Origin of the sequence: Nonomuraea sp. SBT364 (assembly GCF_001083785.1) — a bacterium.
Lineage (GTDB): Bacteria > Actinomycetota > Actinomycetes > Streptosporangiales > Streptosporangiaceae > Nonomuraea.
The window spans coordinates 59,596-81,981 of the sequence record NZ_LAVL01000003.1; the positions used below are offsets into that span (position 1 = coordinate 59,596).

The following is a 22,386-nucleotide window of genomic DNA, read 5'->3' on the forward strand; positions in this document are numbered from 1 at the left end:
GGAAGTTGACATGCGGTTATTGATCGCTCTGGTGCTGGCCGTACCGGCGATGTTCGTGAGTGTGCCCGCGCACGCCGCTGCGGCCCCGGCCGGGGTGACCGGCGTGGAGGTCGGCGAGAGCACGGTCACCGTCACGGGCACCGCCTCCGGGCCGGCCCAGCTGTACGCACTGGACACCTGGCAGGACGACCACGCCGGCGAGCAGCCGGTCGCGACCGTCGAGGCGGGCGAGTTCCGCGTCGAGGTGCCGCGGATGGACGGCGACCAGGATCGGCTCCACGACAAGTTCCTCGCCGTGGGGGCGGAGGGGCCGCTGGGCGAGGTGCACTACGCCGACAAGCTGACCTTCGCGTCCACCAGCCGAACCCCTTATCCCGAAATGTCGGGCAAAAAGGGTCTGCAGGTGCAGATGACCGACGACGCCGAGGAGATCGGCGTCCAGCACGCCGGCATCAACCTGGCCCTCGACTCGGTCATGATGGCCGGGCCCGGCGCGCCCGGCAACACCATCGAGTTCGTCTCGCAGGGCAGGACCTACTACTTCGACCGGGGCGCCGTCGCCGGGGTGGACTCTCAGGTCAAGCCGCTGTCGGACAACGGGGTGCTGGTCAACCTGATCGTGCTGGTCTACAACAGCACCGCGCCGAACTCGGCGGCCCGCACGCTCATCCACCCCGAGGCCGAGCTCGGCAAGGGCACCGTCTACGCGTTCAACACCAAGACGGCCGAGGGCGAGGCGCACTTCACCGCCGCGATGGAGTTCTTCGCCCAGCGCTACAGCCGGGCCGACGGCCAGTACGGCCGGGCGTGGGGCTGGATCGTCGGCAACGAGGTCGACGCCCAGCAGTTCTGGTACAACATGGGCCCGCAGGACCGTGACGTGTTCCTGGCCGAGTACACCAAGGCGATGCGGCTGACCTGGCAGGCCGTGCGCAAGGCCGACGCCGCCGCGCGCGTCTACACCTCGCTCACGCACTTCTGGACCGGCGCGGCCAACCAGGACCCGAAGTACACCTACAAGGGCCGCGACGTGGTCGACGGGCTCAACGCGCTCACCAAGCGGCAGGGCGACTTCGACTGGAACATCGCCCACCACCCCTATCCGGAGAACCTGTTCAACCCGGCGTTCTGGCAGGACAGGACCGCCACGGACAGCTTCGACACGATGCGGATCACGTTCAAGAACATCGAGCTGCTGCCGCGCTACCTCGCCCAGGAGCATCTGACGTACGGCGGCGAGCGGCGGCGGGTGATCCTCTCGGAGCAGGGCCTGAACTCGCAGGACTACTCCGACAAGGAGCTGAGGCTGCAGGCCGCGGCCTACGCGTACGCCTACTACAAGGTCGCCTTCGCCGACGGCATCGACTCCTTCATCCTGCACCGGCACGTCGACCACAAGCAGGAGGGCGGGCTCCGGCTCGGCCTGTGGACCTGGGACGAGGAGCACGCCGCGGCGTCCAACGCGGGCGAGCGCAAGCCGGTGCACGAGGTGTTCGCCGGCATCGACACCGCGCGGTCACTGGAGGTGACCGAGTTCGCCAAGGAGATCATCGGGATCTCCGACTGGAAGGACGTCATCCCCGGCTTCGACCCGGCCCGGCTGGCCGTACGCGAGCCGCCGGCCACGGTCGGCGTGCAGCTCGACGCCAAGCCGGTGGCCGAGCGGGTGATCTCCGGCTTCGAGACCGACACCGGCGGCTGGCGTCCCTCGGACAACAGCGCGGCCGTGGAACGGGTGGCCGCCGACGGCGGGCACGCGCTGCGCGTCCGCTTCGACCGCGACCTGCCCGGCTGGTCCCAGTACGCCAAGTCGTACAAGGGCACGGACGTGCTGTTCGCCGAGCCGCTGGACGCCTCGCGCAAGTCGCAGCTCTCGGTGTCGATCCGGGTGCCGGAGAACGCCGACGACCGTTTCAAGCCGGGCAACGCCTTCTCCGCCAAGATCCGCGTGTACGGGCGCGACGGCGCCGTGGCGGAGGGTGTGGGCGCGATCGACCCCGCTCTCGGCTGGAACCGGCTCACGCTCGACCTGTCCCGCTGGCCCGCCCGGACCGGGATCTCCCGCGTCAAGGTGTGGGTACGCGGCTCGGTGGGCTCCGACTGGGCCGGCTCGTACGAGATCGACACCCTCAGCCTGGCCGCCGCCGCGCTGCCCGGCCTGGAGCGGCGCAACGTCGAGGTGACCGCGGCCACCGCCGAGCGCGGCCGGATCGGCTCCACGGTCACCTTCACCGTGACCAACCGTGACGTGCTGCCGATGGCCGGCAAGGTCAGGCTCACGTCCTGCGACGGCGTCACCGTCGACCCGGCGGCGCTCGGCGTGACCGGCCTGCGCACCGGCGCGAGCCGCACGTTCGACACGAAGGTGAGCGCGTACGGACCGGCGAACGAGGAGTATCCGGTCGTGTGCGCGACCTACCTGCGGCAGGAGCAGCGGGTGACGTTCCGGCTGCCGCCGGAGGCCGCGTACGTGCCGCCGGCCCCGGACGCCTTCGCCAACCAGGAGCTGGCCGACAGCTTCGACATCGCGGGCGACTACCAGGTGCACCGCGTGGAGCCGGAGAACAAGGAGCTGCCGCAGGTGGGCTACGCGGACGGCGCCCTGTCGGCCGGCCACGCCTCGGCGGGCTGGTTCGGCCTGCTGTCGTCGGGTGTGTCGCCGCGCAACCCGGCGTTCAGCACCGCGATCACCATCAGGAAGTTCCAGGGCGACTCCACCGACATGGACACCGTCTACACGGGGCTCGTCAAGGACGGCAAGACGGACGTGGTGGCGTTCTACGTGAACACCCACAAGTTCGCCGGCTTCGAGGTCCGCGGGCCGCAGGTGCCGGGCGGGCTGGCGGTCTTCGGCGTCAAGCAGGGCGTGACCGTCCCCGACGGCGGCCGGTTCGCGCTGTCGCTGGTGGGTGACCGGGCCGCCATGTACGCCGACACCGGCTCGGGCTGGGAGCTCGTCACCGTCGCCACGCTGGAGCACCTGCCGGAGCTGTCGGACCCGGAGGTCCGGGCGGGCTACCGCTACGGCTTCGGCGTCCGGGGCGACGGCGGGGCCTCCCCGCTGCTGCTCGACGCGGTGGAGGGCCGCAGCATCTCCTGACCCCGACGCGGAGGGCGCCGGCCGGGACCGGCGCCCTCCGCTTGCTCTCCGCTCAGGCCACCGACCGCAGCCCGCGCAGCACCCACGGCGGGCAGCCGGGGTCCGCCTCGGCCTCGTCGAGCGTGACCCAGACGAACCCGGCGACCTCGTCCGGCGAGACGGCGACGGGCTCCGCGCCGCCGGGCAGCTCCGCCCGGAACACCACGTTGACCACCGGGTCGCCGTCGTCGGTCACGAAGAACGAGCTCGACCCGTAGGTGAGCTCTCCCACGTCGACGCCGATCTCCTCCTTCACCTCCCGGCGCGCCGTCTCCTCCAGCACCCGCTCACCGGCGCCGTCGGTCTCCACCTTCCCGCCGACGCCCGCCAGCGTCCCGGGGGCGTGCTCCTCCGCCGCGCCCCGCCGGATGAGCAGCCATCGCCCGTCACGTCGCAGGAACACCTCGACGTTCACCACGAAGGCGGGCCGGCCGTTGGCCGTGATCACTGTCGTCATGGCGCGCATCCTATGTTGGATAGTGCTACTATCTAGCTATGACTGGATAGCGGCGCTATCCACAAGGAGGGATCATGTTCATCGTCATCGGCGTCCTTCTCGGGGCGCTCCTGCTGTTCAGGCTGCTGGGGGCGCTCGGCGTCCGGCGCTTCGCCACCTGGAAGGTCAGCTCGGCGCACGCGCTGGCGGCCATGCTCGTCCTGACCGCCAGTGCCCACTTCGTCCCGGCGGGCGTCACGTTCATGCCCAACCACGGGGACATGGTCGCCATGATGCCGCCGTTCGTCCCGTTCCCCGGCTTCATGGTGTACGCGACGGGCGTGCTGGAGCTGGCGGGCGCGGCCGCCCTCGTCATCGCCGCCACCCGGCGGGCCGCCGGGCTGTGCCTGGCCCTGTTCTTCGTGCTGGTGTTGCCGGCCAACGTCTACGCCGCCGTCGCCGACGTGCCGGGCGCCTCGCCCCTGTGGCTGCGGATCCCCGAGCAGGTGCTGTACATCGCGATCGCGCTGTGGGCCGCCGAACTGCGGCGGCTCCCGGCGGTCAGCCGGCTGCGATCAGCTTGATCAACTGCTCGCGGAACCAGTCGTAGTCGTCCAGGGCGCCCAGGAGATGGTCGGAGGCGCGTTCCTCATGGCGGGCGGCGGCCACCACCTCGGCGCCCGCCTCGGTGATCCGGACCAGCATGCGGCGGCGGTCACGGTCGTCCGGGTGGCGCTCGACGTGGCCGGCCTGGCGCAGGTGGTCGACGGTGCGGCTGATCGTCTGGTCGGTCACCCGGCACAGGACCGCGATCTCCCGCTGCGAGAGCGGGCCCGCCGCCAGGTGGTGCAGGGCGATCAGCCCGGCGTGCGTCAGGCCGTGCGTCTCCAGGAAGGCGTGGAAGCGCCCCTCGACGACGCGGGCGGCCACCGACAGCAGGCGCCCCGTCGGCCAGGCGCCGATGTCGTCGCGCATCGCCTCTGCCTCGTCCACGGGCCCATTGTCGCGTAGTCCATAATGTTCAGCATGCTGAGCAATAGGGTCGTGCTCTGGGGAGTGGTGGCCAGCGCCGTGCTGACGGGGCTGGTCTGGGTCGCCGGGCAACGCCTCCAGGGGGTCGAGCTCCTGCCCGACCAGGGGGCGTCCTGGTACTACTGGAAGCTGCCCGAGCCCACCGTGTGGACCCGCCTGTCGGCCTGGCTCGGCTACGCGGGCCACCAGCTCGCGCTCTGGGGCGTGATCTACTACGCGCAGACCAGGGTCCGCCGCTACACCTCCGGGCTGCACCGGGTCAACGTGGTCGCGCTGGCGGTGAACTTCGGCTTCATCCTGCTGCACCAGGTCCAGACCCAGGTGTTCTACGACGGCCTGGCCCAGGACGTGTCGATCTTCAGCTCGCAGGGCTCGGTGGTGCTGCTGCTGGTCGTGGTCCTGCTCATGGAGAACCGCCGCCGCGGCCTGTTCGCCGGCCGGCCCGCGCCGATCTCCGCCGGGGTGGTGGACTTCGCCCGGCGCTATCACGGCTACCTGTTCAGCTGGGCCGCGGTCTACACGTTCTGGTATCACCCGATGGAGACGACCAGCGGGCACCTGATCGGGTTCTTCTACATGTTCCTGCTCCTGCTCCAGGGCAGCCTCTTCCTCACCCGGGCGCACACGAACCGCTGGTGGACGCTCACCCTGGAGCTCCTGGTCGCCGCGCACGGCACGCTGGTCGCCGTCATGAGCACCGGGCCCGGCGGGCTCTGGCCGATGTTCCTGTTCGGCTTCCTCGGCGTGTTCATCCTCACCCAGATGCACGGCCTCGGCCTCGGCATCCGCACCCGCTGGACCCTGGCCGCCGGCTACGCGGCCGCGGTGGTCGCGGTGTACGCGGTGCGCGGCTGGGGCAGCCTCGACGAGGTGGTCCGCATCCCGGCGATCGAGTACCTGCTCGTCGCACTCCTGGCAGCACTGCTCTGGGGCGGAATGCGGCTCGTCGCGGCGATGCGCGGCTAGGGTTGAGGAATGTCCCCTATGCACTCCGTCGGTGACCAGCGGCGGCGGGAGGAGCTGCGCGACTTCCTCAGGTCGAGGCGGGCGCGGCTGACTCCCGAGGAGGTCGGCATGCCCGGCGGCGGCAGGCGCAGGACGCCCGGGCTGCGGCGGGAGGAGGTCGCCGTGCTCGCCGGGGTCGGCGTGTCCTGGTACACGTGGCTGGAGCAGGGGCGCGACATCCAGGTGTCCGGGGAGGTGCTCGACGCCGTCAGCCGGGCGCTGCGGCTGGGCGAGATGGAGCGCGAGCACCTCTACCTGCTCGCCGGGCTCAACCCGCCGCCGCGCGAGGCGCGCGAGGACGGGCGGCCGCTGCGGGAGGAACTGCTGCGGGTGCTGGAGGCGTGGTCGCCCCGGCCCGCCTACGTGCTCGACCGGCACTGGAACTTCGCCGCCGTCAACGACGCCGCGCGGGCCGTGTTCGGGTACGCGGACGAGGACCGCAACTGCCTGACCGCGTTCTTCACCAGCCCCCGGCACCGGGCGGCGTTCCGCGACTGGGCGGCCGGGGCGCCGGGCGTGGTGCGGCAGTTCCGATGGGACATGGGACGCCACCCGGACGATCCGGAGTTCGGGCGGCTGGTCGGCCACCTGTGCGAGGCGAGTCCCGAGTTCGCCGAGCTGTGGGCCAGGCACGAGGTCGGCGAGACTTCGCAGGGCACCAAGGTGATCACGCATCCGGAGCTCGGGGAGCTCGTGTTCGAGTTCACCGGGGTCCCGGTGCCGGGGCGGCCCGACCACCGGCTGCTCCTGCACAACCCGCAGCCGGGCACCGGCACCGAGGACAAGCTGCACCTGCTCGTCCGCAAGGTGCGGCTGGCCGGTTGACTGGTGGTGCCAGACCTAGGCTGAGCCGCGTCTGGATGGGTGGAGCACGCGGTCCGACAATCGAGCCATGACACGATTCGAGGGCAAGGTCGCGCTGGTCACGGGTGCGACGAGCGGCATGGGACTGGCGACGGCGAAGCGGCTCCTGGACGAGGGGGCGAGCGTGGTCGTCACCGGCCGCGACGACGACAGGCTGGCCCGCACGCTCAAGGAACTGGACGGCGGCGACCGGGTGCTCGCAGTGCGCGGCGACGTGGCCAGCGCCGACGACCGTGACGAGCTGATGAGGCGGATCGCCGACCGGTTCGGGCGGCTGGACGTGCTGGTGGCCAACGCGGGCGTCGGCATCTTCGCCGGCAGCGCCGAACTCACCGAGGCCGACTTCGACAGGTCCGTGGACGTCAACTTCAAGGGCGTGTTCTTCACCGTGCAGAAGGCGTTGCCGCTGATGGGCGAGGGCGCCTCGGTGGTGATCAACGCCTCCTGGACGCTCTATCGCGGCATGGCCATCGCGTCGGTCTACTCCGCGACCAAGGCCGCCGTGCACAGCCTGGCCCGCACCCTCGCGGCCGGCCTCGGCGGGCGCGGCATCCGCGTCAACTCGGTCAGCCCGGGATACATCGACACCCCGATGTTCCGGGGCGCGATGGAAGACGACGCCGCCGCCGCGGCGGCCACCGCCCAGGTGGTGCTCGGGCGCCTGGGGCGTTCGGAGGACGTGGCGGCGGCCGTGGCCTTCCTGGCCTCCGACGACGCGTCGTACATCACCGGTCAGGACCTCGTGGTGGACGGCGGGCTGGTGGGCGCCATCGCCGGGTAGATCCTGGGGGAGCGGCCAGAAGAGCGCGATTCAGGTGATCGGCTACCGGTGGCCGATGAGCACCGTGAGGTTCGACAGCTCCTCGCGGTCGACCCGGGCGAACAGTTCGCCGAGCGAAGAGCGTACCCGGGCCAGGCTCTGCTCGGGCATGCGCAGGCCGCGCGCCAGCCGGGACGGCGCGGAGCCGCCGTGCCAGGCGATCAGCACGCGGCCGCCGGGCCGGGTGACGCGGTGCAGCTCGCGCAGCGCGGGCGGCAGTTCCGGCCAGATCGCCACGTTGTTGACCGAGACCACTCGGCCGAACGTCCCGTCCGGGAATCCGGTGTCGGAGGCGGTGCCCAGCCGCAGGTCGGCGGCGGCGGCCCGGCGGGCGGCGAGTAAGCGCATGTCCGGCGACGGGTCGACGCCGCTCACTCGCGCGCCTGTCGCGCAGAGCAGGCGGGCCAGCCCGCCTGCGCCGTATCCGATCTCCAGCACCCGCTCGCCGGGCCCGGCGGCGACCAGCGGCAGGATCTCCTTCTGGTGCCGGTTCGTCCAGAGCATGAAGCGTCCGGCCATCCGGCCCACCCACCCCGACGGGTAGGCGTCCGATCGGCGAGGCGGCCAGGCGGCTCGGCGCGAACGCCTCAGCGCTGCGTTACTACGAGGAGCGCGGGCTGGTGCGGCCGGCGGCGCGCAGGCAGGGCCGGCGCATGTACGGCGTCGAGGAGTTGCGGAGGCTGGTCTTCCTCAGGTCGGCGCAGGGGCTCGGCATCCCGCTCGACACGGCGGGCACGGTGCTGGACGCGCCGGGTGCGCGATGGCGGGAGGAGATCGCCGGCCGGCTGACCGCGCTCGACGATCTCATCGCCCGTGCCCGGATGGCGCAGGAGGTGCTCCGGCACGTCCTCGACTGCCCGGCCGAGCATCCGGTGCGCGAGTGCGGCTTCCTGATGGGCGAGCTGGACCGGCTGCTGGACGGCGCCTCCCTGGAACAGCTCGCCACCGAGCAGGAGGAACCGGGCACGAGCCGCCGCCCGGTTCAGCCGCCGGCCCGTCCGGGCAGCCCTGACCTCGCCGGCCCGTGACTTGTCGGTGGGCCGCCCTAACGTTCCCGTCATGACGACGGCGTGGGCGGCGGTCCGGGCGGCGATCGACGCCGAGGACGTCGAGGGCGTGGCGGCCCTCGTGGCCGGGCTGGGGCGTGACGAGCGGCGCGAGGTGGCGCGGGCGCTGCCCCTCCACCTGCCGCAGGTCCGGCCCGGGCGGATCGAGGCCATGCGGGTCGCCGGTTGCGGGGCGATCGGCGGCGCCGCCGCCGTCGTCTCCTGGCTGTGCCGGGGCGATCTCCGGGCGTGGAGCCGGAAGGAGGCGCCGCTGATCCTCCGGGCCGTCTCGGCCAGGCCCCAGGAGTGGCGCGCCGACCTGGCCGTGCGCCTGTCGCGCCGGCTCCGCGAGCCCGACCCGAACGCCGGGCTCGCGCTGGAGCTGCTGCGCGTCACCGGGGCCGAGCCGCCCGCGCACGGCCCGCTCACCCGCACCTGGCTGGCGTCCGTCCTGGACGTCCCATGGCAGACCCCGCCGGAGCGGATCGCCGCCGCGCTGAGGGACGATCCGCTCCTGGACGTCATGCTGCCGCGCCTGTTCGAGGCCGACGGGGTGGGCAGCGTGATGGCCGGTCATCCCGGCGCTCCCGAGACGCTGTGCGCGCTCACCCTGGACGGCCGGGTGTCGCGTGAGGCGCTGCTCGGCGGCTGCGTGGGCCGCCTCCTGCGCGGAGGGAGCGCGGCCGAGCTGCGGTCCTTCGCCGGGCTGCACGAGCTGCTCGCGCCCGTCCCCGACGAGGTGGCCGCGCGGCGCGGCGACTACCTGGCGCTGCTGCCGTCCGGCCCGGCCCTGGTGGCCGACCTGGCGCTGCGGCACCTCCGCCGGGTGGGGCCGCTGCCGCCCGACGACGCGCGCGAAGCGATCGTCGCACTCCTCTTCCGCACCGAAGGCCGCCTGATCACGGCCGGGCTGGCCTGGCTCGACCGCCTGGCCGCCCGTGACGGTGCCGAGCTGGACGGGTTCGCCGCCGCGCTCGGCGTCGCGCTCGGGGCCAGGGCGGGCCGGGCGCGGCTGCGGGCCGTGCACCTGGTGGTCGAGTACGCCGCCCGCTTCACCCCTGCTGGGGCCGAGCCCCTGGTGGAGGCCGCCGCCCTGATGCCGGCGAGGGAGGGCGAGCCGGTCGTCGCGGCGCTCTCCGGCGCGCCCGTGCCGTCGCCTCGTTTCCCCGGCCGGGCTTCCCCCGGTGGGGGCGAGGACCGAATTCGCGCCGAGCCGTTCGTGCCGCTGCCGCTGAGGCCCCCGCCCGTCCCCGAGCGCCTGTCGCCACGCGTGCGCGCTCCGGGGTGGCTCGGCAGGGCCAGGCTGTCGGAGCTCGACTGGCGGGGCGCCGAACGGTGGCTCGACGTGTTCGTACGGCTCGTGACCACCGACCGCGCCGGGCTGAAGGCCGCGCTCACCATGCCCGGCCCCTGCCCCCAGCGGCCCCGGGACGACGTGCCGCCGACCCTCGCCGACCGGGCCACGGCCCTGGGCACCCTGCTCATCCGCCCCGGCGTACGGGAGTCGTCGGCGCTCTCGCCCGGGTCGGGGATGATGGCGGCTCGGTTCGCCGAGGTTCATCGGGCGCTGGCCGGTGACGCCCTGCCGCCGTACCTCCTGGCCACCCCCACGCACGCCGACGGCCGGCTGGAGGCCGCCGAGCTGGTGTTCCGGCTGGAGGGGTACGAGCGCGACGGTGCGGAGGCGCTGCCCCTGGACCTCCGGCAGGCTCTCCTGCGGCTTCCCAGGGACACGCCCGGGGACGTGGTGGCACGGGCCTCCCACCTGAAGAGCCCGGCCGGACGCGCCGCCGCCGGTTGGCTCGCGGGCACACCCGGCGCCCGGCCGCCCGAACCACGGGTCACCCTGCGCTGGGAGCCTGGCGGCGCGGGCGCCCGGGTGGTGACCGTGATCACGGGCCTTCCATTCGCCCTACGCCCGCAGGAGCCCTCTGCCGGGGACCAGGCACCCATCGGCGGCACGGGACACGGCGGGTGTGATGTGTTGCTGGCGGTCATGCCCGGCCATCGGGAGGTGGTGGCCGCGCAGCTCGTCGGGGACCTCACCGTGATGCCGTCGCTCGACGACCTTCGGGCGCTGGCCATGGCGGGCGGTCCGGCGGGCGACGCGGTGGCGCTGATCCTGGCGCACCACCTGTGCGGGGGACCGAGAAGCGGGGCGGTGGCGCCGTTGCTGTGGCTGGCGGCGTCCGGAGACCTGCCGGGCGGCGCGGTGGGGAGGCAGCTCGCGGCGCTGTTCCGGCACGGCGACGGCCATTCGCCGGCGGGTGCGATGGCGGCGCTGCGGAGCGCCGCCCGGCAGGGGGCGCACCTCCAGGTGTGGGAGGCCGTGGCGGCGCTGCTCGACGCCTGCCTGCCCGGCCCGGGGGTGCGGGCCACGGGCACGCACACCCGACTGGTGACGTTCGCGGCGGAGGCGGCCGCCTGGGCAGGCGCCCGGGGCGCGTCCCCGGCCGTGGCCCGGCTGGCCGCCGGGACGCGCGTGACGGGCCTGGTGCGCGAGGCCCGCCGCCTGCACGCCCAACTCACCACCTGACCCCGAGCCGCCCTGACCCCCGAGTTGCCCGGAGCCCCGGGCCCCGGGCTCCGGGAATGACTCAGGGGGTGGCGTGGTTATACACCACGTAGCCGGTGTGTCCAGTGTCCCCGGGCCTCACCTATTGCCTTCGCGGACTACCGTTCGGCTGGAGCCGCGTTGTGCCTTTCGCCGAGAGGCGACCTGCACACCGGTGCACACGTCGGGACGCCCGCCTTCCCCAGGGAAGGCGGGCGTTTCGGCGTTCAGGTGGAGTTGACGTACTTGCGGGGCCGCAGGGCGTGCGCGCGCAGGGCGGCGAGGGCGGCGAACTGGCCGGTGCGGGTCAGCCGGATGGCCAGGTCGTCGCCGAAGGCGAGGTCGAGGGCCGTGAGCTGGCCGACGAGGGCGGTGATCGGGGCGGACACGTCGTCCAGGCCCGTCGCCGGGTGCCAGCCCTCGCCGCCGACGACCTCGGCGACCCGTTCGCGGAGCTGGGCGGGTGACATCAGGACGCCGTCGGCGAGCAGCATCAGCGCCGCCTCCCGCGCCGACACCTCGAACTCGTGCTCGCCCCGGGCCAGCAGCAGCCGGGTGACCGCATCCCACATGTCGTCGGGTGAGGCGAGCAGGGCGCGGCCTCGGTCGGTGATGGCCAGGCGGGAGCCGTCGCGGCTGAGCGCGCCGAGGTCACGTTCGGCGAGCTCGCGCAGGCGCAGCGCCTCCGGGGAGGGGGCCAGGCGCAGCGGCAGGTTGGTCTCGGAGGCGGCCAGCGACAGCACCTTGTGCAGGGCGGGCAGCGGCTGCGGGGTCACGGGCGCGTACAGGCGGACCTCGAAGGGCTGGGCGAGCTCGCGCCGGGCGGGGCCGCGGCCGAGGACCCAGCGGTTGAGTCGTTCGCCGTGGACGCGGTGGAGCCAGCTGTCGCCGCCGAGGTCGGTGCGCGGCTCGGTGAGCCAGCGGCGGGTCAGGGCGACGCGGTCGACGGTCTCGCCGGCGACGATGGCGAGTTCGAGCGCGGCCGAGCAGGCGACGTGGGCGCCGAGCTCCTCCGGCCCCATGATCATGCTCCAGCGCAGCTCGGGCACGTCGGGCGGGAGCACGCCGGTGGCCTCCAGCGCCTCCTGGTAGGCGGCGGTGCCGGCTTCCTCACCGTCGCGGGAGTAGGCGCGCAGGATCTGCGCGGTGGTCGGCGAGACGCACAGCGCGGCGTAGCGTTCGAGGCCGCCGAGCTCCAGCAGCTTGCCGAGCGAACCGGCCAGCCGCTCGTGGTCGCCGCCCACCTTGAGTGGAAGCGTGTACCAGAGGAATTCGCACACGTCGAGCTGGGTCACCGTCTCCAGCGGCTCGCCGCCGGTCAGCCATTCGACAGCGGTCCTGGCGTCGTCGGCGAGGTCCGGCTGGGACCGCTCCAACTCGGCGAGAAGCGCGGTGACGTCTGGTGCACTCATGCCTCGAAGTTTGCCGTATGGACCCCAGGCCTGACGATGACCGAATCCGGTGCGTATTGGGTCTTGCACAGCGACTACCCTACGAAATCACTATGTAATGGACTGTGACCAGGTTAGATCCATCGGCTGTCGAAGAGCATCCTGGCCTTCCACTCGGCGTAGGGAATGACTTCGGCTGACAGTACAGGATGAAGCCACCAGAAGTTGATCACAGCCAGCAGGGCGAAGGCTCCGACGACGGCGGCGCCGGTGGTGCGCCGCACCGGCAGGCGGCCGTCGGCGGTGCGGACCATGGGCCCGATCAGCCATCCGGCACAGAGGGTGATCGCCAGCACCATGAACGGCACCATCGGGATCGCGTAGAAAAGGAACATTGTTCGGTTTTCCGCGAAAGCGAAGTAGAACCAGGGCAGCCAGCCCATCGCGTAGGCGAGCAGCACGGCCCCGGCCCGCCAGTCGCGGGTGGCGACGTACCAGGCGATGAGCGCCACGAGCGCGGCCAGCGCGCCGAACCAGATCACCGGCGTGCCCACCCCGAGCACCGCCTCGGAGCAGTCGGCGGCCCCGCACACCTGCTGCTTGCCCTCGTAGTGGAAGGCGACGGGCCGCAGCAGCAGCGGCCACGACCAGGGCTCCGACATGTAGGGATGGGAGGTGGCCAGGTCGTTGTGGAAGCTGAAGACCTGCCACTGATATTCCACCCAGGAGCGGGCCGAGTCGATCACGAAGAAGAACGGGTTGCCCGACGAGGTGGCCTGGTCCCACTTGCGCCCGTAGCCGGTGGCGGTGACGAACCAGCCGGTCCAGGTCGCCATGTACGTGACGAACGGCACGACCGCGAAGCCGATGAGCCCGTTGGGCACGTCCTTGTTGAACGCCCCCTGGTAGGGGTGGCGCAGGCCGACCGCCCGGCGCGCCCCGAAGTCCCACAGCAGCGACATGACGGCGAAGGCCACCGCGAACGCCAGCCCCGACCACTTGACCGCCATGGCCGCCCCGAGGCACACCCCTGCGGCGATCCGCCACGGCCGCAGGCCGAGCCACGGCCCCTGCGGCGACAGCGGCGAGCTCTCGTACCAGTCGACGAGCTTCTCCCTGGCCCTGTCGCGGTCGACGACGAGGCAGGCGAACGCGGCGAGCACCCAGAACATGAGGAAGATGTCGAGCAGTGCCGTGCGTGAGAGCACGAAGTGCAGTCCGTCGAGCGCCAGCAGCAGGCCCGCGAAGCAGCCCAGCAGCGTCGATCGGGTCATCCGCCGGGCCACCCGGGCCAGGATCAGGATCGACAGCGTGCCGATGACGGCGGCGGCGAAGCGCCAGCCGAACGGCGTCAGCCCGAACAGCCACTCACCCGCGCCGATCATCCACTTGCCCAGCGGCGGATGGACCACGTAGGAGGCGCACGGCCCGAGGTCGTCGGTGCACTTCTGCCAGATGTCGGTGTTGCCGGCCAGGATCGCCTTGTCGGCGTCCTTGATCGTGACGCGCTCGACCAGCCAGGTGATCAGCGAATAGCCGTCCTTGGCGTAATAGGTCTCGTCGAAGACGATCGCGTTCGGGTGCCCGAGCCCCATGAAGCGCAGTACGCCGCCGAAGACGGTGACGAGCAGCGGCCCGATCCAGCCCCACAGCACGCGGCCCCGCATCGGGGGGACCATCCGCGAGCGCACGGAGGAGACAGGGGGACTGCTCTCGCCAGGCTTCGGCTCGCCGCCAGAGGTCTGGTACGGGAAATCGGTCACCGCCATTCGGCCATCGTACGGTGCGGAAGCCGGTGCTTACCCAAGAAACACGGGGCAATCCGGATGCCCTGCCACAATGGTCGGGTGACACGACAGGGCAGGTTGGTGCTGGCAGGAGCCCCGATAGGCCAGGCGGGCGACGTCTCGCCGCGGCTGCGTGAGGTGCTGGAGAGCGCCGACGTGGTGGCCGCCGAGGACACCCGGCGGTTGCGCAGGCTCGCGGGCGAGCTGGGCGCGGAGATCGGCGGCCGGGTCGTGTCCTACTACGACGCCAACGAGGCGGGCCGCGCCCAGGAGCTCGTCGAGACGCTCAAGGACGGCCGCACCGTGGTGGTCATCACCGACGCGGGCATGCCGGGCGTCTCCGACCCCGGCTACCGGCTGACCCGGCTGGCGATCGACGCCGGCGTCACGGTGACCGCGCTGCCGGGGCCGAGCGCCGTCACGACCGCGCTGGCCGTCTCCGGGCTGCCCAGCGACCGGTTCTGCTTCGAGGGCTTCCCGCCGCGCAAGACCGGCGACCGGGCGCGCCGCCTGGCGTCGCTGGCGCGGGAGGAGCGCACGATGGTGTTCTTCGAGGCGCCGCACCGGCTGGACGTCTCGCTGGCGGCGATGGCCGAGGCGTTCGGCGCCGACCGCCAGGCGGCGGTCTGCCGTGAGCTGACGAAGACCTATGAGGAGGTACGGCGCGGCGGCCTGGGCGAGCTGGCGGCCTGGGCGGCCGACGGCGTGAAGGGCGAGATCACGGTCGTGGTCGCCGGGTTCACGCCCGACGAGGGGCCGCCGGACATCGCCGCGCTCGTGGCCGAGGTGGACCGCCGGGTGGCCGCCGGCGAACCCGCCAAGACCGCCGTCGCGGACGTGGCCAAGGGCGCCGGCGTACCCAAACGCGAGCTTTATGACGCGGTTCACAGAAGATCCGCGACGCCATAGTGTGCGCATCGTGAAGAACTGGGGGGTTTCGCGGCGGCGACTGGTTCCGCCGATGCAGGAAGGCATGCCGTGGAGCTGGCTGGGGCCGGTGCTCGTGGCCGTCTTCGGGGGGATCCTCCGCTTCATCCGGCTCGGCGACCCGCACGCGGTCGTCTTCGACGAGACGTACTACATCAAGGACGCCTACGCGCTGCTCAAGTACGGCGCGGAGCGCACGATGCTCGGCACCGCCGAGAACCCCATCGCCGACAAACGGCTGATCACTGGCAACCTGGACATCTTCCAGTCGTGCGCCGACGCCCACGACTGCGCCCTCTACGTGGCGCACCCGCCGCTGGGCAAGTGGATGATCGCGGTGGGCGAGTGGCTGTTCGGCATGACGCCGTTCGGCTGGCGGTTCATGGCCGCGGTAGCGGGGACGCTGTCGATCCTGATCCTGGCCCGGGTGGCGCGGCGGATGACCCGCTCGACGCTGCTGGGCTGCTTCGCGGGCCTGCTGCTGGCGCTCGACGGACTGCACTTCGTGCTCTCACGCACGGCACTGCTCGACATCTTCCTCATGTTCTGGGTGCTCGCCGCGTTCGCCTGCCTCGTCGTCGACCGCGACAGGGCCAGGGAGAAACTCGTCGACTGGTACGAGAGCGGTCCCGTGTCGGGGCTCGGGCCGAGGCTGGGGGCGCGGCCGTGGCGGATCGCCGCCGGGGTGTGCCTGGGCGCGGCCTGCGCGGTGAAGTGGTCCGGCGTCTTCTTCCTGATCGCCTTCGCCGTCATGTCCCTCATGTGGGACATGGGGGCCCGCCGCGTCGTCGGATCGCGGGAGCCGTACCGGGCGAGCCTCACCCTGGACGCGCCCGCCTGGCTGGCCGCTCTCGCCGCCGTGCCCGCGGTCACGTACGTGCTGTCGTGGACGACCTGGTTCGTCACCGACAACGGGTGGGGGCGCAACTGGGAGCAGGCCACCTCGTCGGGGCCGCTCTTCTTCGTCATCGACTCGGCCCGGTCGTGGCTGAAGTATCAGTTGCAGGTGCTCGGCTTCCATACCGACCTGACCCTGTACCACCCCTACATGTCCGAGCCGTGGACGTGGCCCGTGCTGTTCAGGCCGGTGTCGTTCCACTATCCGACCGGCATCCCGCCGTCGGCGTGCGGCTCCGACGTCTGCTCGCAGGCCGTGCTCGGCGTCGGCACCCCCGCCCTCTGGTACGGCTCGGCGCTGGCGCTGCTCGGCCTCATCGCCTGGTACGTCGCAAGCCGCGACTGGCGGGCCGGGGCGGTGCTGCTGACCTACGCGGCAGGCTGGCTGCCCTGGTTCTACTACGCGCTGGCGCAGAACCGGACGATGTACCTGTTCTACATGATCCCCCTGGTGCCGTTCATGGTGCTGGCGGTCACCCTCGTCGCCGGGCTCGCGCTCGGCAAGGCGGACGCCGCCCCGGCACGGCGCGCCGCCGGGGCCGCGGCCGTCGGGGCGTTCGCGCTCATCGTGCTGATCAACTTCGGCTGGCTCCATCCGGTGCTGTCGGCCGAGACCATCACGCAGGCGGAGTGGTGGTCCCGGATGCTCGCCGAATCCTGGGTGAAGCAGGCGCCCAAGTGACGCCCCGCCGCAGCGTGATCGCCGCCGCGATGCACGCCAGCGGCACGGCCGGGAGCACGTAGCGGTAGTCGAACTCGGCCGTCGCCGCGGGCGCCAGCAGCAGCCCGAACGCGCCCAGCCACGGCAGGATCACCGCGCCGCCCAGCTTGCGCCAGCGCACCACGATCCCGTAGAGGCCGATCAGCATGATCCCGCCGAGCATGATGCCGCGCAGGTAGAACACCTTCTGGTAGCCGCTCATGATTTCGGCCCAGGGCGAGACGATCTTGGTCTCGGGCGGCCCCTGCTCGTACGCGAACGCGTCGGTGTGGGTCCAGCCCTGGTAGGACGGCCAGCTGGGCAGCCGCTTGGGATTGCCGGTGCTGTCGAGCTCGTAGTAGGGCTTGAACTCGTACATGTTGAACGTCGCGACATCGGGGAAGACCGGCCGGCCCCAGTGGAAGGAGCGCAGGAAGTCGCGCGCCACCACGCCCAGGTAGTCGCCGGGCTGCGACATGATCGCTCGCATGGCGAACGCGCTGGCCGCGTCGTTGGTGATGTCGGTGAACTTCTTGCCGGTGCCCCAGCGGTGCAGCACCTCGCCGGTGCCCTCGCCGTCGCCGCTGCCCTGGCCCCACAGGTACCACTGCGCGTAGTCCTTGCGCTCGTGCACCGGGTCGTTGATGCACAGCAGGACGAGCTCGACCTCCTTGTAGGGGTCGATGTTCATCTTGTCGCAGTCGGCGAAGATCGCGGTGCGCATGTAGAGGATGAGCCCGTCGCTGTTGGTCATCGCGAACTTGCCGAAGCTGGCCGCGAACCAGCCCATGTAGGCGGCGACCGGCACCGCGCAGGCCGTCACCACGGCCGCGACGGGCTTCCAGCCGGTGCGCTTGACCAGCAGGTAGAGCACCACGAGCGCGAGGATCGGCAGCCCGATCGAGCGGGTCAGCCAGGTCAGCGCCAGCAGCAGCCCGACGACCGCGCCGATCTTCCACGACATCTGCCGGTTCCACAGCACGAGCGTGATCACGCCCACCACGAGCAGCGTGAACATGGTGTCGGACATGATCAGCTGCTCGAGCTGGATCTGGTAGGCGTCGAACAGCACCGGCGCCGCCGCCAGCGTCGCCCCCCACTTGGGCAGCCTGAACTTGCGCCGCAGCAGCGCGTAGATCAGCGCCGCCGTGGCCAGGCCCATCAGGTGCTGGGTCAGCGTGACCAGGGTGAAGCTGTGGAACGGCTTGAGCAGCAGCATCCAGAACCCGTAACCGTCGGGCCTGATCGGGTGCGGCCGGGGGTGCAGCGCCACCGACACGTACTCGTAGGAGTCGTTGAACCACATCGCCGGGCCGTAGCCGAGCATGGTGATCAGCCGCAGCACCGCACCCGCGGCGAACGCTGCGGCGAACACCCGATGACGGCGCAGAAAAGCCCGCGCACGAGCCGTCCGGCCTGGGGCGGAGTGGTCCACAGGGGTAATCTCCGCGACGCTCACCATGCTGTAAAGAATGCCAGTCGTTTCGGTGACTTGCCCCGACCATCGACGGGCACACGGCATGATGGTGTGCTGGAAGAGCATTGACTGAAGGGTTGAGACGTGGAACTGACGGTGGTCATGCCCTGCCTCAACGAGGCGGAGACCGTGGAAGTCTGTGTGCGCAAGGCACTGGCGTGCATGGAGGAGCACGGCATCGAGGGCGAGGTCCTGATCGCCGACAACGGCAGCACGGACGGCTCGCAGCAGCTCGCCCGTGACGCCGGTGCGCGTGTCGTCCACGTGGATGAGAAGGGCTACGGCAACGCCCTGATGGGTGGCATCCGCGCCGCGCGCGGCCGCTACGTGATCATGGGTGATGCCGACGACTCCTACGACTTCACCTCGTTGCTCCCGTTCGTCGAGCAGTTGCGCGACGGCGCCGATCTCGTGATGGGCAACCGGTTCAAGGGCGGCATCTCGCCCGGAGCCATGCCGCCGCTGCACCGCTACCTGGGCAACCCGGTGCTGTCGTTCGTCGGCCGGCTGTTCTTCCCGTCGGCGATCGGCGACTTCCACTGCGGGCTGCGCGGCTTCCGCCGCGACTCCATCCTCAAGCTGCAGTTGCAGACCGGGGGCATGGAGTTCGCCAGCGAGATGGTGGTGCGCTCGACGCTGTCCGGGCTCGACGTGCGCGAGGTGCCCACGACGCTGGCGCCCGACGGCCGCTCCCGCCCGCCGCACCTGCGCTCCTGGCGCGACGGCTGGCGCCACCTGCGCTTCCTGCTGCTCTACAGCCCCAAGTGGCTGTTCTTCTACCCGGGCATCCTTCTCATGGTGCTGGGGCTGGTCGCGGGCACGGCGCTGACGTTCGGGCCGGTGGAGATCGGCGAGCTGGCCTTCGACGTCGACACGCTGGTCGGCGCGTCGGCCGCGGTGGTGATCGGCTTCCAGGCGGCGCTGTTCGCGCTGTTCACCAAGGTCTACGCGGCCGAGGAGGGCTTCCTGCCGGAGTCGTCACGGGTGCGCAGGCTCATCGACATCGTCAGCCTGGAGAAGGGCCTGATCGTCGGCGGGCTGCTGGCCCTGGCCGGTCTGGTCGGCCTGGTGGCGTCGCTGGTCCACTGGCAGGTGCGCGACTTCGGCGAGCTCGACCCGCGCGAGTCGCTGCGCCTGGTCGTGCCGTCGGCGACCGCGCTGATCATGAGCTTCCAGACGATCTTCGCGTCGCTGTTCATCAGCATCCTCGGCATCCGCCGCACCCGCGAGTCGTCGATCGACGTCGCCGCCAAGGTCGCCGAGGAGGCCGCCGAGGCCGTGACCCGTGAGGAAACTTCAGCAACCTCGCGATAGCGATTCGTTCGAGGCGCGCGGCGTCGGCCCGTAGGCTTGGACCCATGTCCCAGCACATTTTGACCGCCGTCGCGTGGCCGTACGCTAACGGCCCCCGCCACATCGGGCACGTCTCCGGGTTCGGCGTGCCGTCCGACATCTTCAGCCGCTACCAGCGGATGGCGGGCAACAAGGTGCTGATGGTCTCCGGCACCGACGAGCACGGCACGCCGATCCAGGTGCAGGCCGACAAGGAAGGCGTGTCGGCCAGGGAGCTGGCCGACCGCTACAACCGCGTCATCGCCGAAGACCTGACCGGGCTGGGGCTTTCCTACGACCTGTTCACCCGCACGACGACGAAGAACCACTACGCCGTCACGCAGGCGATCTTCAAGGGCCTCTACGACAACGGCTACATCTTCCCCAAGACCACGATGGGCGCCATCTCCCCGTCGACCGGGCGCACCCTGCCCGACCGCTACATCGAGGGCACCTGCCCCATCTGCGGCTTCGACGGCGCGCGCGGCGACCAGTGCGACAACTGCGGCAACCAGCTCGACCCGATCGACCTGATCAACCCGGTCAGCCGCATCAACGGCGAGACCCCGGTGTTCGCCGAGACCGAGCACTTCATGCTCGACCTGCCCGCCTTCGCCGAGGTGCTCGGCTCCTACCTGCAGGCCAAGCAGGGCGAGTGGCGGCCCAACGTGCTCAAGTTCGCCCTCAACCTGCTCGGCGACCTGCAGCCGCGGGCGATCAGCCGCGACCTCGACTGGGGCGTGCCGATCCCGCTCGACGGCTGGCGCGACCAGCCCAACAAGCGGCTGTACGTGTGGTTCGACGCGGTCATCGGCTACCTGTCGGCCTCCATCGAGTGGGCCAGGCGCTCCGGCGACCCCGACGCCTGGCGCCAGTGGTGGCAGAATCCCGACGCCCGCGGCTACTACTTCATGGGCAAGGACAACATCGTCTTCCACGCCGAGATCTGGCCCGCGATGCTGTTCGGCTACAGCGGCATCGGCGCGCGCGACGGCTCGCCCGGCGCCCTCGGCGCGCTCGACCTGCCCTCCGAGGTGGTCTCCAGCGAGTTCCTGACGATGGAGGGCAGGAAGTTCTCCTCCTCGCGGCAGGTCGTCATCTACGTGCGCGACTTCCTGGCGCGCTACGACGCCGATGCGCTGCGCTACTACATCGCGGTGGCCGGCCCGGAAAACCAGGACACCGACTTCACCTGGCAGGAGTTCGTCAACCGCAACAACGGCGAGCTGGTCGCGGCCTGGGGCAACCTGGTCAACCGGTCCATCTCCATGGCGGCCAAGAACTTCGGCGCGGTGCCCGAGGCCGGCGACCTGACCGACGCAGACCGGGCGCTGCTGGAGCGCTCGCGCGGCGCGTTCGCCCCGGTGGCCGCCGAGCTGGGCCGCTCCCGGTTCAAGAACGCCATCACCGAGGCGCTCGACGTGGTCCGCGACGCCAACAAATACCTCGCCGAGCAGGAACCGTGGAAGCTCAAGGACGACCCGGAGCGGCAGAAGTCGATCCTGCACGTCGCCCTCCAGGTGGTCGACGACGCCAAGACCATGCTGACCCCGTTCCTGCCGAGCTCCTCCAACAAGGTCCACGCCATGCTGGGCGGCGAGGGCGTCTGGTCCGGCATGCCGGAGATCCGCGAGGTCGACGAGGACGGCGGCACCCCCTACCCGGTGATCACCGGCGACTACGACGGCGCGGCGCGCTGGGAGCACCGGCCGATCAAGCCGGGCACCCCGCTCGCGCCGCCCGTGCCGCTGTTCAAGAAGCTCGATCCGAAGGTCGTCGACGAGGAGCTGGCCCGGCTGGGCGAGTGAGGCCGTAGTCGGGCAGGGAGACGGCCTCGGCCGTCTTCCGCACCGACCTGGCGATCGCCTTCTTCCACGGCATGTAGGGCATCAGCTTGTAGCTCTGGTTGACGAACCATGCCATGAGCCTGCTGTCCGGCACCATGAACTTGCTGACGCCCTCACCGGACTTCTGGCATGCGGTGGCGTAGCCGCGCATGACCTGCTCGTAGCGGGCGAACGCGGTCCGATGGTCCGCACCGGCCGCCGCGATCTCGCCCGCCAGCACGTACGCGCCCACGAGGGCCAGGCCGGTGCCCATGCCCGACAGCGGCGACGGGCACCAGGCGGCGTCCCCGAGCAGCGCCACCCGGCCCCGCGACCAGCTCTCCAGCCGGACCTGGGCGGCGGAGTCGAAGAAGAAGTCCGGGGCCCGGTCCATGACCGCCAGCAGCCGGGGCGCCTCCCAGCCGACGCCGGCGTACGCCTCGGCCAGCAGCCGCCGTTGCGCGGCCACGTCCCGCCGGTCGTGGTCCAGCGGTGGCGAGGCGAACCAGAACATGGCCTTGGCCTCGGTGTTGTCCCTGGCGCTGTAGACGCCGACCGTCCGGCCCGGCACGTTGTAGGCCAGGCCGCTGTGGTCCAGGCCCAGGTAGTTGTCCAGGGTGAACACCGCGCAGTAGAGGCCCAGGTGCCGGACGAACTGCCGCTCCGGGCCGAACGTCAGCGCCCGCACGTTGGAGTGCAGCCCGTCCGCGCCGATCACCAGGTCGAACCGGCGCGGCGCCCCGGCCTCGAACGTCACCTCCGCGTCGGCGGAGATCGAAGTGATGGAGTCGCCGAACACGTACTCGGCGTCGTCCCTGGTCGCGTCGTACAGGATCCTGGCCAGGTCGCCCCGCAGGATCTCCACGTCACCGGCGAATAGGTCCTCGGGCATGGCGGTCAGCTTCTTGCCGGCCTCGTTGACGTTCCAGGTGGCGCCCATCCGGGTCCGCTCGCGCTCGACCGCGTCCAGCAGGCCCATCCGGCGCAGCACCGTCAGGTGCGCCTCGCCCCGGAAGTCGACCGCGTATCCGCCCTCACGCAGGGCGGGCGCCCGTTCGACGACCGTGACGCGGTGGCCGTGGCGGGTGAGCCAGAAGGCGAGGGCGGGACCGGCGACGCTCGCGCCGGAGACAAGGATGTCCATGCGGCCGAG

The 22,386-nt window shown here is 71.6% G+C and carries 18 protein-coding genes; 11 read left to right on the forward strand and 7 right to left on the reverse strand.

The features are described 5' to 3' along the window. Window positions 1-10 precede the first annotated feature (10 nt). The gene (locus ADY59_RS02645; protein WP_049557119.1) at window positions 11-3,100 is read left to right on the forward strand and encodes a DUF5722 domain-containing protein; all 3,090 of its coding nucleotides are present in this window, start codon (window positions 11-13) and stop codon (window positions 3,098-3,100) included. Between the two features lie 52 nt (window positions 3,101-3,152). Here the strand turns inward: ADY59_RS02645 and ADY59_RS02650 are convergent, their stop codons facing one another. After that, window positions 3,153-3,596: an NUDIX hydrolase gene (locus ADY59_RS02650; protein ID WP_049557121.1), complete on the reverse strand. Its 444-nt coding sequence runs from the start codon at window positions 3,594-3,596 to the stop codon at window positions 3,153-3,155. 74 nt (window positions 3,597-3,670) lie between these two features. Here ADY59_RS02650 and ADY59_RS02655 point away from each other — a divergent pair, with 74 nt between their 5' ends. Further along, on the forward strand, window positions 3,671-4,159 hold the full coding sequence (locus tag ADY59_RS02655; RefSeq protein ID WP_049557123.1) for a DoxX family protein: 489 nt from the start codon (window positions 3,671-3,673) through the stop codon (window positions 4,157-4,159). On the opposite strand, the gene ADY59_RS02660 is transcribed toward ADY59_RS02655, so the two are convergent. Next, window positions 4,137-4,568: a MarR family winged helix-turn-helix transcriptional regulator gene (locus ADY59_RS02660; RefSeq protein WP_231618501.1), complete on the reverse strand. Its 432-nt coding sequence runs from the start codon at window positions 4,566-4,568 to the stop codon at window positions 4,137-4,139. The two genes, ADY59_RS02655 and ADY59_RS02660, sit on opposite strands and share 23 nt — an antisense overlap. Before the next feature lie 33 nt (window positions 4,569-4,601). Here ADY59_RS02660 and ADY59_RS02665 point away from each other — a divergent pair, with 33 nt between their 5' ends. The 3 genes from ADY59_RS02665 to ADY59_RS02675 all read left to right on the forward strand — a co-directional run bounded on the left by ADY59_RS02665 (window position 4,602) and on the right by ADY59_RS02675 (window position 7,257). Next, window positions 4,602-5,573 (forward strand): hypothetical protein, encoded by a 972-nt coding sequence (locus tag ADY59_RS02665; protein ID WP_231618502.1) that lies wholly within the window; start codon window positions 4,602-4,604, stop codon window positions 5,571-5,573. A gap of 18 nt (window positions 5,574-5,591) precedes the next feature. Then, the gene (locus ADY59_RS02670; RefSeq protein WP_331459459.1) at window positions 5,592-6,437 is read left to right on the forward strand and encodes a helix-turn-helix transcriptional regulator; all 846 of its coding nucleotides are present in this window, start codon (window positions 5,592-5,594) and stop codon (window positions 6,435-6,437) included. 67 nt (window positions 6,438-6,504) lie between these two features. Continuing rightward, complete coding sequence (locus ADY59_RS02675; protein WP_049557127.1) at window positions 6,505-7,257, forward strand: SDR family NAD(P)-dependent oxidoreductase; 753 nt, start codon at window positions 6,505-6,507, stop codon at window positions 7,255-7,257. A 42-nt stretch (window positions 7,258-7,299) separates the two neighbouring features. Here the strand turns inward: ADY59_RS02675 and ADY59_RS02680 are convergent, their stop codons facing one another. Further along, on the reverse strand, window positions 7,300-7,815 hold the full coding sequence (locus tag ADY59_RS02680; RefSeq protein WP_053174395.1) for a class I SAM-dependent methyltransferase: 516 nt from the start codon (window positions 7,813-7,815) through the stop codon (window positions 7,300-7,302). A 32-nt stretch (window positions 7,816-7,847) separates the two neighbouring features. Between ADY59_RS02680 and ADY59_RS02685 the strand changes: the two genes are divergently transcribed. Together ADY59_RS02685 and ADY59_RS02690 are read left to right on the forward strand one after the other, a co-directional pair. After that, entirely contained in the window at window positions 7,848-8,324 is a 477-nt protein-coding gene (locus ADY59_RS02685) for a MerR family transcriptional regulator (RefSeq protein ID WP_049557129.1), read from the forward strand. Window positions 8,325-8,355: 31 nt separating this feature from the next. After that, a complete protein-coding gene (locus ADY59_RS02690; RefSeq protein WP_049557131.1) occupies window positions 8,356-10,878 on the forward strand; it encodes a hypothetical protein in 2,523 nt (840 codons plus the stop codon). Between the two features lie 245 nt (window positions 10,879-11,123). Here the strand turns inward: ADY59_RS02690 and ADY59_RS02695 are convergent, their stop codons facing one another. After that, entirely contained in the window at window positions 11,124-12,308 is a 1,185-nt protein-coding gene (locus ADY59_RS02695) for a hypothetical protein (RefSeq protein ID WP_049557133.1), read from the reverse strand. 113 nt (window positions 12,309-12,421) lie between these two features. Beyond that, complete coding sequence (locus ADY59_RS02700; RefSeq protein ID WP_231618503.1) at window positions 12,422-13,954, reverse strand: dolichyl-phosphate-mannose--protein mannosyltransferase; 1,533 nt, start codon at window positions 13,952-13,954, stop codon at window positions 12,422-12,424. 180 nt (window positions 13,955-14,134) lie between these two features. Between ADY59_RS02700 and rsmI the strand changes: the two genes are divergently transcribed. Both rsmI and ADY59_RS02710 read left to right on the forward strand, forming a co-directional pair. Further along, the gene (rsmI, locus tag ADY59_RS02705) at window positions 14,135-14,983 is read left to right on the forward strand and encodes a 16S rRNA (cytidine(1402)-2'-O)-methyltransferase (RefSeq protein ID WP_231618504.1); all 849 of its coding nucleotides are present in this window, start codon (window positions 14,135-14,137) and stop codon (window positions 14,981-14,983) included. Between the two features lie 52 nt (window positions 14,984-15,035). Further along, window positions 15,036-16,580 carry a dolichyl-phosphate-mannose--protein mannosyltransferase gene (locus ADY59_RS02710; protein ID WP_049557311.1) on the forward strand — a complete coding sequence of 515 codons (1,545 nt, stop codon included), beginning with the start codon at window positions 15,036-15,038 and terminating at the stop codon, window positions 16,578-16,580. Here ADY59_RS02710 and ADY59_RS02715 read toward each other — a convergent pair. Beyond that, window positions 16,516-17,973 (reverse strand): hypothetical protein, encoded by a 1,458-nt coding sequence (locus tag ADY59_RS02715; protein ID WP_231618505.1) that lies wholly within the window; start codon window positions 17,971-17,973, stop codon window positions 16,516-16,518. The genes ADY59_RS02710 and ADY59_RS02715 overlap by 65 nt on opposite strands. A gap of 186 nt (window positions 17,974-18,159) precedes the next feature. Between ADY59_RS02715 and ADY59_RS02720 the strand changes: the two genes are divergently transcribed. Continuing rightward, window positions 18,160-19,389 (forward strand): glycosyltransferase, encoded by a 1,230-nt coding sequence (locus ADY59_RS02720; RefSeq protein ID WP_063780535.1) that lies wholly within the window; start codon window positions 18,160-18,162, stop codon window positions 19,387-19,389. A 44-nt stretch (window positions 19,390-19,433) separates the two neighbouring features. Beyond that, window positions 19,434-21,215: a methionine--tRNA ligase gene (gene metG / locus ADY59_RS02725; RefSeq protein ID WP_049557141.1), complete on the forward strand. Its 1,782-nt coding sequence runs from the start codon at window positions 19,434-19,436 to the stop codon at window positions 21,213-21,215. Here the strand turns inward: metG and ADY59_RS02730 are convergent. Next, on the reverse strand, window positions 21,160-22,377 hold the full coding sequence (locus tag ADY59_RS02730) for an FAD-dependent monooxygenase (RefSeq protein ID WP_049557143.1): 1,218 nt from the start codon (window positions 22,375-22,377) through the stop codon (window positions 21,160-21,162). The two genes, metG and ADY59_RS02730, sit on opposite strands and share 56 nt — an antisense overlap. Window positions 22,378-22,386 lie beyond the last annotated feature (9 nt).

Excerpts from the sequence above, each read along its gene's own strand:
- ADY59_RS02645 (WP_049557119.1), top strand. The coding sequence starts at position 11 with ATGCGGTTATTGATCGCTCTGGTGCTGGCCGTACCGGCGATGTTCGTG.
- ADY59_RS02650 (WP_049557121.1), bottom strand. The coding sequence starts at position 3,596 with ATGACGACAGTGATCACGGCCAACGGCCGGCCCGCCTTCGTGGTGAAC.
- ADY59_RS02655 (WP_049557123.1), top strand. The coding sequence starts at position 3,671 with ATGTTCATCGTCATCGGCGTCCTTCTCGGGGCGCTCCTGCTGTTCAGG.
- ADY59_RS02665 (WP_231618502.1), top strand. The coding sequence starts at position 4,602 with ATGCTGAGCAATAGGGTCGTGCTCTGGGGAGTGGTGGCCAGCGCCGTG.
- ADY59_RS02670 (WP_331459459.1), top strand. The coding sequence starts at position 5,592 with ATGCACTCCGTCGGTGACCAGCGGCGGCGGGAGGAGCTGCGCGACTTC.
- ADY59_RS02675 (WP_049557127.1), top strand. The coding sequence starts at position 6,505 with ATGACACGATTCGAGGGCAAGGTCGCGCTGGTCACGGGTGCGACGAGC.
- ADY59_RS02680 (WP_053174395.1), bottom strand. The coding sequence starts at position 7,815 with ATGGCCGGACGCTTCATGCTCTGGACGAACCGGCACCAGAAGGAGATC.
- ADY59_RS02690 (WP_049557131.1), top strand. The coding sequence starts at position 8,356 with ATGACGACGGCGTGGGCGGCGGTCCGGGCGGCGATCGACGCCGAGGAC.
- ADY59_RS02695 (WP_049557133.1), bottom strand. The coding sequence starts at position 12,308 with ATGAGTGCACCAGACGTCACCGCGCTTCTCGCCGAGTTGGAGCGGTCC.
- ADY59_RS02700 (WP_231618503.1), bottom strand. The coding sequence starts at position 13,954 with ATGCGGGGCCGCGTGCTGTGGGGCTGGATCGGGCCGCTGCTCGTCACC.
- ADY59_RS02710 (WP_049557311.1), top strand. The coding sequence starts at position 15,036 with ATGCAGGAAGGCATGCCGTGGAGCTGGCTGGGGCCGGTGCTCGTGGCC.
- metG (WP_049557141.1), top strand. The coding sequence starts at position 19,434 with ATGTCCCAGCACATTTTGACCGCCGTCGCGTGGCCGTACGCTAACGGC.
- ADY59_RS02730 (WP_049557143.1), bottom strand. The coding sequence starts at position 22,377 with ATGGACATCCTTGTCTCCGGCGCGAGCGTCGCCGGTCCCGCCCTCGCC.